This is a genomic window from Gilvimarinus polysaccharolyticus (assembly GCF_001187555.1).
Classification (GTDB): Bacteria; Pseudomonadota; Gammaproteobacteria; order Pseudomonadales; family Cellvibrionaceae; genus Gilvimarinus; species Gilvimarinus polysaccharolyticus.
Genome location: NZ_LFIJ01000001.1, coordinates 1,370,583 through 1,388,671 on the forward strand (window position 1 = coordinate 1,370,583; position 18,089 = coordinate 1,388,671).

At 50.1% G+C, this 18,089-nt stretch carries 16 protein-coding genes; 2 read left to right on the forward strand and 14 right to left on the reverse strand.

All coding sequences use genetic code 11. The features are described from left to right. Positions 1–46: 46 nt before the first annotated feature. From GILYN3_RS05875 to leuC, 13 genes are all read right to left on the reverse strand, one after another. Entirely contained in the window at positions 47–679 is a 633-nt protein-coding gene (locus GILYN3_RS05875) for an SPOR domain-containing protein (protein ID WP_049721978.1), read from the reverse strand. Beyond that, complete coding sequence (gene folC, locus GILYN3_RS05880; protein ID WP_049721979.1) at positions 676–2,016, reverse strand: bifunctional tetrahydrofolate synthase/dihydrofolate synthase; 1,341 nt, start codon at positions 2,014–2,016, stop codon at positions 676–678. The genes GILYN3_RS05875 and folC overlap by 4 nt, the downstream gene beginning before the upstream one ends. Positions 2,017–2,030: 14 nt before the next feature. Beyond that, positions 2,031–2,897: an acetyl-CoA carboxylase, carboxyltransferase subunit beta gene (gene accD, locus GILYN3_RS05885; protein WP_049721980.1), complete on the reverse strand. Its 867-nt coding sequence runs from the start codon at positions 2,895–2,897 to the stop codon at positions 2,031–2,033. A 68-nt stretch (positions 2,898–2,965) separates the two neighbouring features. Next, positions 2,966–3,775 (reverse strand): tryptophan synthase subunit alpha, encoded by an 810-nt coding sequence (gene trpA, locus GILYN3_RS05890; protein ID WP_049721981.1) that lies wholly within the window; start codon positions 3,773–3,775, stop codon positions 2,966–2,968. Positions 3,776–3,800: 25 nt separating this feature from the next. Beyond that, positions 3,801–5,027 (reverse strand): tryptophan synthase subunit beta, encoded by a 1,227-nt coding sequence (gene trpB / locus GILYN3_RS05895; RefSeq protein WP_049721982.1) that lies wholly within the window; start codon positions 5,025–5,027, stop codon positions 3,801–3,803. 8 nt (positions 5,028–5,035) lie between these two features. Next, complete coding sequence (locus GILYN3_RS05900) at positions 5,036–5,683, reverse strand: phosphoribosylanthranilate isomerase (protein ID WP_049721983.1); 648 nt, start codon at positions 5,681–5,683, stop codon at positions 5,036–5,038. A 74-nt stretch (positions 5,684–5,757) separates the two neighbouring features. Further along, positions 5,758–6,657 carry a tRNA pseudouridine(38-40) synthase TruA gene (gene truA, locus GILYN3_RS05905; protein WP_049721984.1) on the reverse strand — a complete coding sequence of 300 codons (900 nt, stop codon included), beginning with the start codon at positions 6,655–6,657 and terminating at the stop codon, positions 5,758–5,760. A 130-nt stretch (positions 6,658–6,787) separates the two neighbouring features. Further along, positions 6,788–9,727, reverse strand: coding sequence for a FimV/HubP family polar landmark protein (locus GILYN3_RS05910; protein WP_049721985.1), 2,940 nt, complete (start codon positions 9,725–9,727; stop codon positions 6,788–6,790). 339 nt (positions 9,728–10,066) lie between these two features. Further along, positions 10,067–11,176 (reverse strand): aspartate-semialdehyde dehydrogenase, encoded by a 1,110-nt coding sequence (gene asd, locus GILYN3_RS05915; protein WP_198147326.1) that lies wholly within the window; start codon positions 11,174–11,176, stop codon positions 10,067–10,069. 116 nt (positions 11,177–11,292) lie between these two features. Then, complete coding sequence (gene leuB / locus GILYN3_RS05920) at positions 11,293–12,375, reverse strand: 3-isopropylmalate dehydrogenase (protein ID WP_049721987.1); 1,083 nt, start codon at positions 12,373–12,375, stop codon at positions 11,293–11,295. A gap of 42 nt (positions 12,376–12,417) precedes the next feature. Continuing rightward, complete coding sequence (locus GILYN3_RS05925; RefSeq protein ID WP_049721988.1) at positions 12,418–12,729, reverse strand: VOC family protein; 312 nt, start codon at positions 12,727–12,729, stop codon at positions 12,418–12,420. A gap of 36 nt (positions 12,730–12,765) precedes the next feature. Beyond that, positions 12,766–13,416 carry a 3-isopropylmalate dehydratase small subunit gene (leuD, locus tag GILYN3_RS05930; protein ID WP_049721989.1) on the reverse strand — a complete coding sequence of 217 codons (651 nt, stop codon included), beginning with the start codon at positions 13,414–13,416 and terminating at the stop codon, positions 12,766–12,768. Positions 13,417–13,428: 12 nt separating this feature from the next. Further along, positions 13,429–14,856 (reverse strand): 3-isopropylmalate dehydratase large subunit, encoded by a 1,428-nt coding sequence (gene leuC / locus GILYN3_RS05935; RefSeq protein ID WP_049721990.1) that lies wholly within the window; start codon positions 14,854–14,856, stop codon positions 13,429–13,431. 157 nt (positions 14,857–15,013) lie between these two features. Between leuC and GILYN3_RS05940 the strand changes: the two genes are divergently transcribed. Both GILYN3_RS05940 and GILYN3_RS05945 read left to right on the forward strand, forming a co-directional pair. Further along, on the forward strand, positions 15,014–15,892 hold the full coding sequence (locus tag GILYN3_RS05940; protein ID WP_049721991.1) for a LysR family transcriptional regulator: 879 nt from the start codon (positions 15,014–15,016) through the stop codon (positions 15,890–15,892). A gap of 79 nt (positions 15,893–15,971) precedes the next feature. Then, positions 15,972–16,676, forward strand: a complete 705-nt coding sequence (locus GILYN3_RS05945) for a TIGR04219 family outer membrane beta-barrel protein (protein ID WP_049721992.1) — start codon at positions 15,972–15,974, stop codon at positions 16,674–16,676. Between the two features lie 60 nt (positions 16,677–16,736). On the opposite strand, the gene GILYN3_RS05950 is transcribed toward GILYN3_RS05945, so the two are convergent. Then, complete coding sequence (locus tag GILYN3_RS05950) at positions 16,737–18,086, reverse strand: ATP-binding protein (RefSeq protein ID WP_049721993.1); 1,350 nt, start codon at positions 18,084–18,086, stop codon at positions 16,737–16,739. Positions 18,087–18,089 lie beyond the last annotated feature (3 nt).

Sequence of the window (18,089 nt, forward strand, 5' to 3'; positions counted from 1 at the left end):
GAAGGCGCTGATTCTAACAGAGCTGTCACTGTGGGAATACCCCGACTCAAGGTTTGAATGGCAACACCATAGAATTGACTTTAAGCACCGGGTCCACCTCTTGCTTAACCTCTAATGCAAGCGCCTTATCGAGCTTAGGACCAATAAACACTCGACTGACCTCACCCTGGGAAGTTTTAGCTGAGCGCACATAGGCTTTATAGCCGCGCGCCTGGAGCTTCTTACGCAATGTTTGGGCTGACTCCGACGAGCGCAAGCTCGCCACCTGCACCACCCAAGCACCGGCAGTTAAGGCCTCTTCGGTAGCCTGCTGAGGTTTTTCAGCCGGAGCCGGAGCCGCAACTGGCGTTGATGTGACAACTTCGGGCTCAGGCTCTTGAACCTCTGGGCTTACCGCGACGGGCTCAGCAGACGAGGTACTGGCAGCACTACCTGATTCGCTAAGCGGTTGTTCATTGCTCGGCAAAAACATTGTTTCGGGGGCGGGCGCTGCTGGCGTTATTGTCGTAGCGCGCGGTTTATCAATCACGACTGGTGTTATGTTGGGACGCTGGGGAATCTGACTATTGGTGTCTACCTGATATTGCGCATGCTGTTTAAAGAAGCTCGGTAAAAAAATAACCGCAATACCTGCCAATACTAAAGCACCAATTAATCGTTGTTTTAATCCGCCGTTCACTTAGCCTCTCCCAGCTGGTCAGCATTGGGCTCTTGCGCCCTATCTGGCATCAAAATAGCCAATGCGGCGGCTACGGTAAAAAATGATCCAAACACCAATAACAGATCATCGCCACACAAAGCGGTATGCGGATTGGTACTCAGTTGGGTCAAGGCATCATTGATACTGGGATAGCTTGCCACCTGAGCACCGCTTTGAGCAATAATGGCCGCTAGCGCGGTTGCTTCTGCTGCGCGCGGCACATCAGTCAAACCAACAGCCAGCCAGGCATCAACGAGCCCAATCAGCGGCTGTATTGATCCGGCAATATCTTTATCAGCCATCATCGCCACCACGGCCACTACTCGGCCGGAAGGTTTTTGCGCCCGTACTTGCCGTGCTAAATATGTTGTGGCTGCGGGGTTGTGAGCGACATCAATTAATACCGGCACAGAACCAAACTGCACACGCTGCATTCGTCCCGGCAAGCTGAGCGGGCCCAACACATCGGCTAGGGGTAATGCCGCAACATCAACACCTAACGCTTTAACGGCCAAGATCGCGGCGACAACACTAGTTTCCACCAAAGACACTGGCGGCAACAAAAGGGATGAGTCATCTAATGCATCAGAAAGACACCAAGGTTGCTTTGATATTAAACCAAAAACAGTACCGCTCGCCGGTGAGGCAGTATGAATGGTAAAGTCGCGCCCCAGCAAATGCAGCTTAGCGCCGATATCATCGGCGTGTTGCAGTAATGTCAGCGGCGGGTCAGAATCGACACAAATGGCGATCTTTCCTGAACGCATAATGCCAGCTTTTTCACGGCCGATGCTTTCACGGTTATTACCAAGCCAAGCCTCATGATCAATCGCGACACTGGTGATCACGGCGACATCGGCATCAACAATATTCACCGCATCCAAACGACCACCCAAGCCGACTTCCAGCACCATCACATCGACTGAATGCTGGCAAAATAAGACCAGTGCGGCGAGCGTACCAAATTCAAAATAAGTTAAAGAGATTTCACCACGAGCGCGATCAATAATATCAAAGGCGCGACACATATCAGCATCGCTTACAGGCGCGGCATTGATGCACACCCGCTCGCAGTAATGATCAATGTGAGGAGAAGTATAGCTACCTACGCGAAGTCCAGCGGCTTGCAACAAAGCAGTGGCAGCAGCCACACAAGAGCCTTTGCCATTGGTACCTGCAACCGTAATTACCGGCGCAAAGACCGGTAGCTCCATGCGTGCCAGCACTTTATGTAACCGGTCGAGACCAAGATCAATCTCGTTAGGATGCGCCTGCTCAAGCCAGCTGAGCCAATCGTTGAGTTGAGTAAAACGCATAGTGCCGGTGCCGTTTAGCCAGCCTCTGCTTGACGGGTAAATTTAGCCAACAAGCCGGCTAATTTATCGCGTATTTGAGCGCGGTGGATAATCATATCAATGGCGCCATGCTCCAATAAGAACTCAGCGCGCTGAAAGCCCGGCGGCAATTTTTGGCGAATAGTTTGCTCAATGATAGCGGGGCCAGCAAAACCTGCTCGCGAGCCCGGCTCGGCAGCGTTGATATCCCCCAGCAATGCCAGCGATGCCGACACGCCGCCATAAACGGGGTCTGTCATCATCGAGATATAAGGCGTGCCCTGTTGCTTTAAACGCTCAATAACCGCTGAGGTTTTAGCCATCTGCATTAGAGAGATTAGCGCCTCTTGCATACGAGCACCACCGGTGGCCGAAAAGCACACCAACGGGATATCTTCGTCTAAAGCGATTTTAGCCGCACGTGCAAAACGCTCACCGACTACATAGCCCATCGAACCGCCGTGAAAAGCAAATTCAAAAGCGACGGCAACAACCGGCATGCCTTTTAGTTCACCTTTCATGGCAACCAACGCATCTTTTTCGCCAGTAGCTTTTTGTGCCGCACTTAAACGGTCTTTGTATTTTTTAACGTCTTTAAATTTTAACCGATCAACCGGCTCAACATCAGCGCCTATCTCATGGCGCCGATCTTCATCAAGAAAAATATCCAACCGCCGGCGAGCACCAATACGCATGTGGTGATCGCACTTAGGGCAGACATCAAGGTTTTTTTCCAGCTCTGGACGATACAATACCGCAGAACACTTAACGCATTTTTTCCAAAGGCCTTCAGGGACTTTACTTGAACCTTTTTTGCCATCGGCACGCACAACGCTGGGAACCAGTTTCTCTAGCCAACTCATGGTTTTATCTCTTAATTGGGTTGCTTACTAGCCAGCCAAAGCCGGCACGTTCGAGACTTCGCACACCTTTAAAGGGTGTCTAAGCCTCTGCGAATATCACTAATAATAGCACCAACGGCAGCGGCAATCTGCTCGGGCGGCTGACCTACGTGCTTGCCCATTGCATCAACCAGCACACTTCCGATAACTACACCATCGGCCAAGCGAGCAACGTTGGTAGCCGTCTCGGCATCTTTAATACCAAAGCCGACGCACATGGGCAGAGAGGTCAACTCACCAAACTGATCGAGCTTAGCTTTAACCGCATCAACATCCAGATGCCCAGCACCAGTAACACCCTTGAGCGATACGTAATACAAAAAGCCACTGGCATTGCTCGCTAAAAGGCGAGCGCGCTCGGGAGCGGTAGTAGGCGCCAACAAAAAGATATTATCAATATCACGCTCGGCTAATTGCGTTTTTAAATCGCCCAGCTCTTCTGGCGGCAAATCAACAGTTAATAATCCATCAACACCTACCTCTAAGGCGCGCTCAGCAAATTGCTGATACCCCATACGCACAACTGGATTGGCGTAGCCCATTAATATAACCGGGGTGGTGTTATTGGTTTTGCGAAACTCTGCCACTAGATCAAGCGTGCCGCGCAAGCTAGTGCCCGATGCCAAAGCTCGCTCATGACCTTTCTGAATCACGGGACCTTCGGCCATAGGGTCAGAAAAAGGTACACCCAACTCTATAATATCGGCGCCAGCCTCTACCATTTTATGCATGGTTGGCAAAGTGGCCGCGGGGCTTGGATCGCCATTAACGATATAGACAACCAGCGCCTTGCGGCCTTTCGCTTTTAATGTTTCAAATTGTTGACTGATTCGGCTCATTAAACATTATCCAATTGCGTTTTAATCACACCGTAATACCGTCAATTTCGGCCACAGTGAGGATGTCTTTATCACCGCGACCCGACAGGTTCACAATGATGATCTGATCTTTATCCATGGTAGGCGCAAGCTTTTCGGCGTAGGCCAAGGCATGCGAGCTTTCGAGCGCGGGCATAATGCCCTCAACTTTAGTCGTATTGCGAAAAGCGCTCAGGGCTTCTTGGTCATTAATCGGGACATATTTAACACGACCAAGATCTTTTAACCAAGAATGCTCTGGGCCGACACCTGGGTAATCGAGCCCGGCCGAAACTGAGTGTGTTTCAATAATTTGACCGTTTTCATCTTCCATCAAATAGGTGCGATTACCGTGCAAGATACCAGGGATACCATCGTTTAACGGTGCGGCGTGACGGCCAGTTTCAACCCCATCACCACCAGCCTCAACGCCGTACATAGCCACCGAGTCATCGCTCAAAAACGGATGAAACAAGCCAATAGCATTTGAGCCGCCGCCGACACAGGCAACCAAGGCATCGGGCAATCGACCGGTGCGCTCTAAACATTGTGCGCGTGCTTCGCGGCCAATAATAGACTGAAAGTCGCGAACCAACAGCGGATAAGGATGCGGGCCAGCGACAGTGCCAATGATATAAAAAGTATCATCGACATTAGTGGCCCAATCGCGCATAGCCTCATTCATAGCATCTTTCAGAGTTTTTGAGCCCGACGTAACAGGAATAACCTCTGCCCCGAGGAGTTTCATACGGTACACATTAAGCGCTTGGCGGCGAACATCTTCTGCCCCCATATAAACTTGGCACTTAAGCCCAAGACGGGCAGCAACGGTGGCTGTAGCAACCCCATGCTGGCCTGCACCAGTCTCGGCGATCACTCGGCTTTTACCGGTTTTTTTTGCCAACAGAGCTTGACCAATAGTGTTGTTAACCTTGTGCGCACCAGTATGATTTAGGTCTTCACGCTTATAATAAATTTGTGCACCACCTAGCTCGCGACTCATCCGCTCGGCATGATACAAGGGAGACGGCCGCCCGACATAGTGAGCCAGATCGCGATCAAACTCGGCCTGAAATTCGGCATCATCTTTTAAGTTACTGTAAATTTCTTGCAGCTCATCCAGTGCATAAATCAAAGTTTCGGAAACAAAACGTCCCCCAAACTGGCCGAAGTGGCCCGTTGCATCGGGAAATGCGCTGTAATCTACCGCAGCTTTCTGCTCTTTATCACTCACAGTTCAACTCACTTTTTACAAGGCGCCAAGATTGGCGCTAGATGTTTGGCGTTGGAAATAAACTCTGCAACTTTAACCGGATCCTTTATGCCTGGGCTCGCCTCTACACCACCACTGACATCCACTGCACAGCAACCTGTAGCAGCAATAGCCTGTGCGACATTAGCTGGAGTCAATCCACCAGCCAATATCACAGGGCTTGGCGGGTTGGCAGGCACCCGCTGCCAGTCAAAGGTAGCACCAGTACCACCAGGAACTCCCGGCTGGTACGCATCGAGCAACAAGCCCACCGCATTAGCATAAGGCTTCATGGCTGTATCGAGGTTTAAATCCGGACGCATTCTAATCGCTTTAAGGTAAGGCCGCTCAAACTGCTCACAAAACTCTGCCGTTTCATCGCCGTGAAACTGCAAAAGCTGCAGCGGTACCTCCCGCAATATCTGGTGTACTCTGGCCGCAGGTGCGTTAACGAACAAGCCCGTAATCGTTACCAGCGGTCCTGCCGCATAGGCGATCTCACGAGCCTGTGCGACGCTGACCGCACGTTTACTAGGCTCGTAAAACACCAAACCAACGGCATCGGCACCGCATTCGACCGCGTGCTGGACATCGACGACCCGAGTAATACCACATATTTTTACGCGCGAACTGCTCAACCGGATTACCTGTATGCAAACCTTAACCGGCCAACTACAGATGAGTGGCCGCAATGGACGAATATTACCAGATTTTAATCATTTTTGCTGTAGCCTACCCTTCCCGCCAACTCACCGACCGGATCGGCAATAAATAATGGGCCCGGACTATTCTGCATCAAGCCAAAGCAACTGGGGTAATCAACCGCCACTAAATATAACCCATTAGGGCGCGCGGTTGCTGCGCCCGCCGAACGATCTCTGGCCGCTAAAATCTCGGCTGGCCAATCTAGCGCGCGGGCACCTCTACCAACCTCAAGTAAGGCACCAACGATATTGCGCACCATATGATGTAAAAACGCATTGGCTTTAACCTCTAAAATAATGAGATCGCCCCGCCGGGAGAGGTGCAAATGCTCAATGCAACGCACTGGGCTACGAGCCTGACACTGTGAAGCTCGGTAAGAGGTGAAGTCGTGCTCTCCAACTAATGCCTGCGCGGCGTATGCCATAGCATCGACATCAAGCTTGTGGCGCACCCACGTCACCTGATCATGTAAAAGTGCCGGACGCGAGCTGGAATCGCTCAGTAAATACCGGTAAGCCCTGGATCTAGCACTAAAACGCGCATGGAAATCATTGGTCACCAGCTGCGCCCAACACACACCCACACCGTCCGGTAAATGTGGACGTGCACCGAGCATCCAAGCCTTGGCTGGGCGAGTTGCCAGCGTATCAAAATGCACAACTTGCCCAGTAGCATGCACGCCCGCATCGGTTCGCCCTGCGCACACTAAACTAATAGGCTCATTTGCCACTTTAGATAACGCCTGCTGCAAGTAACCCTGTACCGTCGCCACACCACCCGGCTGCAATTGAAAACCATGAAAATTCCGACCATTGTACTCAACCCCCAACGCTACCCGCTGCATACCTTCGGGCCACGGAGTGCCGGGGGAGATTTCACAATTGCGGGTATAGTATCGTTCTTGCATAGCGTGGATCTATTATATGAAATGAACAAAAGTGTTATTTAGACCAATGCTTATCGGGCCAAACTATCTCTCTAAAATAAAAAAGGCCCTGCTCACTTAAGCGAGCAGGGCCTTAAAAACAGCCGAGAAATTAGCCTCGGGCTTTATCTAGCAAGCTAAGCGCCTCTGCCTTTTGAGCTTCATCGCCCTCTTCGGCAACTTCAGACAAAATATCACGAGCACCGTCTAAATCACCCATATCGATATAAGCTCGAGCCAAATCAAGCTTGGTGGTCACTTCATCGCTGTCCGCCAGAAAATCGAGATCTTCATCTTCGGAATCAGCATCGCCGCCCTGCTCGGACAAAGCATCAAGTTCTGCAGTTGCTTGATCAGCAACGTCGGTATCCAAACCACTTAACGCCTGCTCAAAATCATCATCGTCATCAAACATTCCAGACTCAACGGCAGTCTCGCCCGCAGCCGGCTCACTGGCAGCGTCCAAGCCAGCCAAGTCTTCGTCCATTGAGGCTAAATCAAAATCATCCATAGCCTTATCTAGATCAAAGTCATCCGCATCGTCGTCAGCCAAATCCAATGTTGGAACTTGCTCTTCTACGCTCTGCGCTAACTCTGCAGCAACATCCTCAGAGGCCGGTATATCAGCCTCTAAGTCTAACGGAGCATCGAAAGAGAAATCTTCGTCTAGCAGTGGCGTCTCATCCAGTAAGGCCGCATCCGCATCCGCATCCTCAGCCTCGCCGCCAGAACCTAAATCAAAGTCTAAATCATCCAGCTCATCGACACTGCTCGACTGACTGACTTCAGGCTCAGCAACAACGCCAACCGAATCTTCATCGTCGTCTAGACTAAACTCAAGATCATCCAACATCAGGGAGTCTTGCTGATCATCTGCCATCCCAGTCAGCTCCTCAGCTTCGGGCTCCGCGACGGCAGTATCGTCATCATCTAAATTAAACTCGAGCAACGACTCGTCAGTGCTGTCATCTTCTTCCAAGTCAAACGATAGATCATAGCTAGTCGTCGACTCATCTAGTTCGACTTCATCGCTAACGCTACTGACGTCATCCATCTCGTCTAAATCATCAGACAGATCGAAGTCAAAGTCATCATCTAAAGCAGTATCTGCTGACGGTGCGTCTTCTAGGTCCAAGTCAAATGCCTGGCCATCATCTAAAGCATCGCCCTGCGCTGGACTTAATGCCGCGCCTGCCGGAGCAACAAACTCGACCGCACCGGGAAAATGCTGGGTACGTAAACTATAAGCTCGGGCAACACTACTCTCATCATTTTGCTCAACGATGCTAGTAAGACGCGCATCGAAGGACTCTAAATTATTACTCTCACCGTACACCTCAAGCAGCTTAAGGTTGATCGGCATTGAATTCGGCTCGCGCTCAAGACCAGACAACAACATCTCTTCGGCTTGCTCATATTTACCCAGAGCAATATAGATGTCAGCCTCACCGACAACATCACCGGTTTCAGCCTCGACACTCTCGTGGGCTGCCACATCGGCCTCATCAAATAAAGCCTCATCTAACTCGCCATGCTCAGCCTCGCCATCCGAGTGATCCGCCTGAAACTGATCATCGTCCTCATCAAAGGCAATTGGATCATCGTAATCATCGGGTGAAAAATCATCGCCATCGTCATCATTAGAGGCTCGCTTACGCAACACAACCACAATCACAACAACTATCAATACCAGTGCCAAAACAATCCACAGCAGATTGTCCATCAGCTTATCCATCAGCGTGGGCTCTGGAGCGCGACGTATAACCTTGCTGGTGTTACGAACAGGCTCCTGCACCTCAGGCTCAACCGGAGCAGGCTCGACTGCCGCTACAGCTTCCTCAGCTTCGGCCGCACTCTCGACCACAGCAGAAGATTCAACACTCCCTGACTGAGCTTCCGCGTCTGCTTCAGCGACAGCACTTACGCCGTCTTGAGCATCGACACCATCTTGCTGTGCAGCGACTTCTAATGCACGCATTTGATCATTACTAACAGCTAGCAAGCGCTCCATGGTCTCGATTTGATCTTCCAAATCACCCACTCTCGAGCGCAGCTCGGAGTTTTCACCACGGGTACGGGCCAACTCGTCTTTAGTATCGGTTAACTCACGCGTTAACTGCGCACTGCCCGTATCACCAGCACCCGCATTGCGGCTAGACTCTTCCGAGCGATCACTGCCAGAGGCCAAACGCAGACGACCACTAACTTCAGTTGGACTACCTGTATTTGCTCTATTGCGACCGGAGCCGTCAAGTTGAGCGCCCATTGCGTTGCCAGACCACTCACGATTTTGCTCAGCTACCTGGCTTATGGCTTGGCGATTATTAAGCTCACGAACTTCATTTTCAGATGGGATACGCAAAACCTGACCTTTGCGCATCAGGTTTATATTGTTGCGTATAAATGCCTCAGGATTAGCCTTTTGGATAGCCAGCATTGTTTGGTGAATAGACGCATTACCTGGACGGTGATCACGAGCTATTTCCCACAGTGTGTCATTGGCTTTGACCGGGCCATATACATCGCCTCTGGTAGCATCACCCGATACGGCGCCGGAGTCATCGCGCTGCCGTACCGGCTCGCTCTTTGCTGGCCGGCTTTTAGATTCAATGGTGGTGACACTGCCCTGCACTGGCGCAGCACGCTCACCGGAGAAGGTAGGTAGGTCTAGCAACAGCGTATATTCACGCATCACCCGACCACTGGTCCAGCGCATATCTACCACAAAGCTTAGATAAGGCTCGCGCACAGGATCACGGCTAGTTACTGCTACAAATGGTCCATTAGGGCCATCGGCTATAACGTTAAAGCGCAATTGCGTATAAAAGAACGATCGCTCAAGGCCGACTTTCTCAAAGTCTTCTTGCGTTCCCAATTTTATGATGATCTGGTCAGCACTCAAATCACCAAGATCACGCAGACTAATATGGGCGTCAAGCGGCTGATTAAGAGACGAATTTAGCGATATGTCACCGAGCCCCAACGCCAATACAGAGCGCGAAACCAACAGTGATAAAACCCCAAGCAGTATTACCAGCTTACGAAGATGCATAGCATTTTCCTTTTATTGTCTCCCCCGGCCTCCTGACGACCACCCGCCATTGGACATCCTGTCAGCCACAAAGCTGTGGCGCGGCATTCCCGAAATTATTGTAATGAGGTTTTGCAACCTCGAATGTTTCTTCACTAATAGCCGTAAGTATTCATTATAAATAGCTTTTTATCAATACTTAACCCCATAGTGCACCCTGCTATTCGGTTGCTTTTTGGACAAAATAGGCTGTGTTTTAATAAAAAGCGTAAAAATGCGACAGCGTTCAACAAAAAAGCCTCAACCCACAAGGGCCAAGGCTTGATGCAAACGAGCCCACGACAATGAATATCGGCTCGATTACGCGTTACGCAACACTTGCAGCATACGGCGCAAAGGTTCTGCCGCACCCCACAACAATTGGTCGCCAACAGTAAAGGCATTAAGGTATTCACCACCCATACTAAGCTTACGTAAACGCCCTACCGGTACAGTTAAAGTACCTGTTACCGCGGTAGGTGTCAGATCACGAATTGTGGCGGGCTTATCGTTAGGTACGACTTTAACCCACTCGTTATGACTGGCTATCATTTGCTCAATTTCATCTAGGGGTACATCTTTTTTCAGCTTAATGGTTAACGCTTGCGCATGACAACGCATGGCACCGATCCGCACACAAGTACCATCAAGCGGAATTGGATTGCCACCTGTTCCCAAAATTTTGTTGGTCTCAGCCTGCGCCTTCCACTCTTCACGACTTTGGCCACTCTCAAGCTGGCTATCAATAAACGGCAGCACACTACCCGCCAACGGAGCACCAAAATTTTCGCTAGGGAAATCGGCCGAGCGCATAGTGGCCGCCACTTTGCGATCAATATCGAGGATCGCCGAAGCCGGATCTGCCAGCTCGCCCGCTACGCCATCACGAATGGTGCCCATTTGCTCAATCAACTCACGCATATTGCGTGCACCAGCACCAGAGGCTGCCTGGTAAGTCATAGAAGTGGCCCATTCAACCAAGTCGTTGGCAAACAAACCGCCCAGCCCCATCAGCATCAAGCTAACAGTACAATTACCACCAATGTAGTTTTTAACACCGCGCGCCAAACCATCTTGAATCACGTTAAGGTTGACCGGGTCGAGTACGATCAAGGCATCATTATTCATGCGCAAGCTAGATGCCGCATCAATCCAGTAACCATCCCAACCTGCGCCACGCAAGTCAGCAAACACGGCTTTAGTGTAATCACCCCCCTGACAAGAGATGATCACATCTAGCTGCTTGAGGTCGTCAATAGAGAAAGCATCTTTTAGCGGTGGCAATCCTGCGGCCACGTTAGGCGCTGCACCACCAACATTGGAGGTGGTAAAAAATACCGGCTCAATGCCGTCAAAATCGTTCTCGGACTGCATGCGCTCCATTAGGACAGAACCGACCATACCACGCCAACCTACAAAACCTACTTTCATCATTGACTCTCTTTAACTCTTTGGATTGAGTGAATTAAGGCTTTTATTTAGCGCCTCGTGAGCGCTGTTAAAAAGCCCTATTATCTTGCCGCAAATAGTGACTGGCTGCAAACGGATCAAGCCTGATAAAGCGCGGCCAATACCGCATCGCCCATCTCACAAGTGCCGACCTTAGTCGTCCCTGGAGTATAAATATCGGCTGTACGTAAACCTTGATCCAACACCACGCCAACCGCCGCATCAATAGCATCGGCACTTTTGGTCAAGCCCAACGAATAGCGCAGCATCATCGAAACCGACAAAATCGTTGCCAGCGGGTTAGCGATGCCCTGCCCTGCGATATCTGGCGCTGAACCATGACACGGCTCATACATACCGCGACCATCTTTATCTAGCGAAGCCGACGGCAACATACCAATAGAGCCGGTTAACATCGCCGCTGCATCTGACAAGATATCGCCAAACATATTGCCTGTAACCAATACATCAAACTGCTTAGGCGCCCGCACCAGCTGCATCGCGGCGTTATCGACATACATATGTGACAACTCAACATCTGGATACTCAGGCGCCAAGCGATCCATCACCTCACGCCATAAAATAGTCGCTTCTAGGACATTGGCTTTATCAACTGAGCAAACTTTCTTGCTGCGCTTACGCGCCATTTCAAAAGCAGTACGGCCAATCCGCTCGATCTCACTCTCGGAATACTTGTAAGTATTGTAACCTTCACGCTCACCGTTTTCTAAAGTGCGAATCCCACGCGGCTCACCAAAGTAAATACCACCAGTTAACTCGCGCACAATCAAAATATCCAAACCGGAAACCACCTCAGGCTTTAAGCTTGAGGCCTCAACCAGCTGTGGATATAACAACGCTGGACGCAAATTCGCGTACAAGCCTAACGACGAGCGAATTTTTAACAAACCACGCTCGGGACGAATCGCGCGATCAATGGTGTCCCACTTGGGGCCGCCAACGGCCCCCAATAAGATTGCATCGCACTCGCGTGCACGGGCAACAGCCGCATCGGTAAGCGGCTCGCCATGCACATCGATAGAGGCACCACCAATCAGTTCACCGATAAACTCTAACTGCAAATCATCGTGCGTATTAACGGCATCAAGCACACGACGCGCTTGAGCAACAATTTCCGGGCCAATACCGTCACCCGGCAAAATCATAATTTTTTTAGTCACATCCACTCCTAATTATTTCAATAGCGCAGGTCGCAATAAAACTTATAAACTCGGCACGCCATACATCTCGACAATTTTTTCATCTTGTGCCGCAGGCGAAAAACTTTCCCACTCAACACCATTAACATCAAAATCGCTCGCAAAACCATCCACACTGTCATCTTCAAAACCGAGATGACGCATCTGACCGGCCTTAGCAGGAATTTCATTAATTGAAAAATTCAACGTATCGGTACGCCACATTGCATATTTTTCTGGCACAACAACAGTTGGCGGCCCACCTAAGCGCTGCGAATAATCCGCAATCGAACTGGTTAATTCCTTTACCGCCAAAGCAATATGAAATCGCTTCATGCTATATTTCCTTATTTAAAGCTCTAGGGTATTCGATTAATTCTTTACCGCATCAAACAACCATGGCGCACTTTCACGCTGTTTAGATTCGTAAGCATTAATGGCATCGGCCTGCTCCAGCGTTAAAGCAATATCATCCAAGCCATTCAACAGGCAATGCTTGCGAAACTCATCCACTTCGAACGAAAAGGCCGCACCCGATGGCGTCAGTACTTTTTGACTAGGTAAATCGATAGTCAACTCATAACCTTCATTAGCGTACAGCTCGGAAAACAATTGATCCACCTCAGCTTCGCTAAGCACTAACGGCAACAAGCCATTTTTAAAACAATTATTGTAAAAAATATCGGCAAAGCTCGGCGCGATAACACAGCGGAAACCATAGTCATCCAACGCCCAAGGAGCATGCTCACGGGACGATCCGCAGCCAAAGTTTTTACGCGCCAACAGCACACTAGCGCCTTGATAGCGAGCTTGATTTAACGCAAACTCTTGATTCAGAGGCCGCCCTGTACACTCTTGATCAGGTTGCCCTTCATCTAAATAGCGCAACTCATCAAACAAATTTTTACCAAACCCCGTGCGTTTAATCGATTTTAAAAACTGCTTGGGGATAATCATATCAGTATCAACATTGGCCCGATCCATAGGCGCCGCAATACCGGTAACTCTATTAAAACTTTTCATATTTCTCTCCGGTTAACTGCGCACAAAATCACGAACATCAACAAAATGGCCAGCAATCGCAGCGGCCGCCGCCATCGCAGGGCTCACTAAATGGGTTCGTCCACCGTAGCCTTGACGCCCCTCGAAATTACGATTTGAAGTCGATGCACAATGCTCTCCTGCACCTAGCTTGTCGGCGTTCATGGCAAGACACATAGAGCAACCAGGCTCACGCCACTCAAACCCAGCGGCGACAAAAATTTTATCCAACCCCTCAGCCTCAGCTTGGGCTTTTACCACCCCAGAGCCAGGCACCACCATTGCTTGCTTAACACTGCTGGACTTTTGACGCCCCTTAACCACCAAAGCCGCAGCACGAATATCCTCGATCCGAGAGTTAGTGCAAGAGCCAATAAACACTCTATCAAGCTTAATGTCGGCAATTTTCTGGCCCGCCTCAAGCCCCATATACTCCAGCGCGCGCAACATTCCCTCACGCTTAACCGCGTCCGGCTCATCGGCTGGCGCTGGCACTGTGGCATTAATATCCGCCACCATATCGGGTGATGTACCCCAGCTAACTTGCGGCAAAATATCGGCACCATTTAACTCAACAACCGCATCAAAATGAGCCCCTTCATCAGAGGTTAACTCACGCCATGCGGTAACAGCCTTTTCCCAGTTTTCACCCGTGGGCGCGTAAGGGCGCCCTTTTACGTATTCAATTGTAGTGTCATCTACCGCGACCATACCCGCGCGTGCACCCGCCTCAATAGCCATATTGCACACAGTCATTCGGCCTTCCATGCTCATATCGCGAAACACATCGCCGGCAAACTCAACGGCATAGCCGGTGCCGCCAGCCGTGCCGATTTTACCGATAATGGCAAGCACCACGTCTTTGGGAGTGACGCCTTCGCCCAACTTACCATTAACATCAATGCGCATATTGCCCATTTTTTTAGCCACCAAACACTGGGTCGCCAAGACATGCTCTACTTCGCTAGTGCCAATACCATGAGCAAGCGCACCAAGCGCACCGTTAGTGGCGGTGTGGGAATCACCGCACACAATGGTCATACCCGGCAAACAAGCACCCGACTCAGGCCCCACCACGTGCACAATACCCTGGCGAAGATCGTTAATTTTGTATTCGACAATACCGTACTCATCGCAGTTATCGTCTAATGTCTGCACTTGAATCAAAGACACCGGATCTTCGATACCACTAACACCTGAGGCACGCTCTTTAATTGTGGTTGGAACATTGTGATCAGGTGTGGCCAATATAGAGTCGACGCGCCAAGGTTTACGTCCCGCGATACGCAGCCCAGCAAAAGCTTGCGGTGACGTCACCTCGTGAACAATATGCCGGTCGATATAAATCAATGCCGAACCGTCGTCGCGCTGCTGCACAAGGTGAGCATCCCAAAGCTTGTCGTAAAGAGTTTTTGCGGTCATGTTGCCCTCGCTGGTGATTTGGCGATGTCATATCACGCCGAAATGACATCTATTTACCAATATATTTTGTGGAGCCAATAATATCGCGGGGCAACAAATAAAACAAATTCATATTTTTCATCTTTTCCATTCCGAACAGGAATGATACTCTAACCCCATGGACACTCAACACTTAACCACGTTTGTCACCGTTGCCGAGACCGGGTCTTTTTCCGACGCCGCCATTAAGTTGCACCTCACCCAACCGGCAATCAGTAAACGCATCGCACTACTCGAGCAACAACTGGCAAAGAAACTGTTTGATCGATTTGGTAAGAATATCCACCTGACCCCAGCTGGACGCTTATTACTGCCGCACGCGCGGCAGATATTACAATCAGTCACTGACGCCGGACGCGCACTGGCCGATCTTGACGGTGATATTAGTGGCCCGCTCAGCATTGCCACAAGCCATCATATTGGGCTACACCGCCTGCCGGCAGTATTGAGTGAGTTTTCTCGCGCCTTTCCCTTAGTGCACCTCGATTTACATTTTTTAGACTCAGAGAAAGCCTTGCTCGCCGTCGAACAAGGTGAATTTGAACTAGGTGTTATAACACTCGGTGAGTATGCAAGCGCGCACATTGCCGAGATTCCCGTCTGGCAAGACACCTTAGAGTTTGTCTGTGCTGCAAACCACCCACTGGCTCTACGCACACAGATTCAACTCAGTGATTTATGTAATTACCAGGCGATTGCTCCTGACAGCAACACTCACACCACACGACTAATGCAAAAGTTATTTGACCGACAGGATTTAACTTTGGATGTTTCAATGGTCACCAACCACTTAGACACCATCAAAATGATGGTGTCTATCGGCTTGGGCTGGGGCGTTTTACCCCGCTCGATGATCGATACCAAACTCACCATTCTCGATTTAAAAACACCACCACTGACACGTGAACTAGGTGCGGTTTTTCACACCAAACGCAGTCAAAGCAACGCCGCGCGAAAATTTCTAAATGTTTTACAAAACGCCTCGCAAGCGGAGTAACCAAGGCTGTTTTAGCACTTAACACAATGCTATGATCGCACTCATAATTTAGCCCCTCTGTTACCGCAAGGAATTTACCATGAGAGTTATTTTTGCCGCACCTTTTGTCGCGGTGTGTCTCAGCGCCATTAGCACCACAGCTCAAGCCGACTTTATTGGTGTAAAAGGCGACATCGGTTTCTGGCGCTCCGACTATGCAGGCAGTGTTGGCCGTGCAGAAATCCCCGTAGGAACACTTGGCTACACCGATGAAGGCAACAGATTTTTACACCTTTCGGTAGAACACCCAGTACCGCTAATACCCAACTTTCGGCTAGCTTATAGCGATATGGTTGCCGGTCGGTCAGTACCGTGGTCGGGCGGCAGTGCCAGCTCCACCATCGAGCTAACCCACGCGGATGGAACCGTGTATTACGAAATTCTAGATAACTGGGTCAGTCTCGACTTAGGCTTCTCTGTGCGCATTTATGATGGCAATATCAGTTTAGTCACGCCAGCATTAACAGAGAACATGGAGATAGATGAGATTTTGCCAATGGGTTATGCATTAGTCGAAGCAGAGCTACCTTTTACCGGCTGGTCAGCTGGCGTCGAGGGCAATTACACCAACTTTAATGATCATCAAATCACTGATTACACCTTAAAGTTACGTTATTTATTTGACTCATTAGTGGACTTGGGGGTCGAGATTGGTTACCGAAACCAATCGATTAATATCGACCAAGGTATGCGTGCCGACCTAACCCTAGACGGCCCTTACGCTGCGTTTGCATTTCACTTTTAACAACGTGTGAGACAACTTACCGACCGCCTAAACCCCATGCAAACAAACACGGTATGGGGTTTAGTGAGAGACGCTGTTACACGAAGGCTCGTCGGGTATAGGCCAGCTTAGCGTAAAGCACGCGCCGCCCAACATCTGACTGCGACTCACCGTCACCGTGCCGCCATGCCAACCCATAATTCGTTTCACAATGGCCAAACCTAAACCAAAACCCTGACCATCTCGTGCCGGCTCTTGATGCAGGCGCACAAACGAATCAAATACCCGCCCCCAATCTGCCTCGGCAATACCGGGTCCATCATCCTCCACTGACACTCGGTAGCTATCATCTGCACAACTGAGACTCACATGGACACGGCTTCTGGCGTATTTGGCGGCATTACCTAATAAATTTTGCATCACACGTTCAAATAAACCCCATTCACAATAAACGCGCTTTTCGCTCATCGCATCGTCAAGCGTAAATGTTGGCAACGATATCGGCAGAGCTTCTGCGGCCGTCGTCGCGCGCTTAATTAAGCTATCCATTAAGCCTTGAACTAAAGCGCCAAGCGCTCCGGAGCTACCCGCCTGCAACGTAAGTGTCTGTGATTGCGTTTCAAAACCAGCATAATTAAGCAGCTGAGTAATTAACGTCTCCATTTGCGCGACATCGGTGCGTAAATTAAGCATCTGCCGCTGCCGCTGTGCGGGGGCAACATCTCCCTCGGCTAATTCTAGCGCAAATTTCATGCGCGCCAGAGGCGTACGTAACTCGTGCGATACGGCATAGGTCATCTCGCGATAAGACGCCAACAACTCATCAATCCGCTGCTGCATCCGATTAAATTCTAGCGATAAACTGTACACCGCCGAGCGTGAACTTATACAAACCCGCGCACTACTATCGGCCCGACCAACCAGTCTCGCCTGTGCTTGCAATGACCGCAAATCGCGCACCAGCGGCCAGATCCAAAGATAGATCACCAACGCCAACAATAAATAAAAAGCCAACAGCAATAACCGATACCATAAACTCTGACCAGAATCTGCCGGCAGCACCAGTTGCACCACCAGCTCTGTATCGCGCAAACGATAATAAATGTGTCGCTGCCGATCAGTGAGTAACACCACCGGCTCACCGGCAAGAATTTCTTGCCTAAGGCTTGAAGATGCAAAATCCGACAACTGATAAACTTGCGCCGATAACGCCAGCTGATCTAATTGATTCTGTATTTTTTTTTGTTGCTTTAGAGGATCGCTATTCACTGTGACTACATTTGTTTCAAGCAAGGTGAAAAATGCACGATTAACCGGATCGGAAGATTCCGGATTGGCAACAGATAGGTACAGACGATCGAGCCCCCAACCGGCACCCAAAATGACCAACACAACAAACAAATACAGCGTTAAAAAAGCTCGACCGAGCAAAGC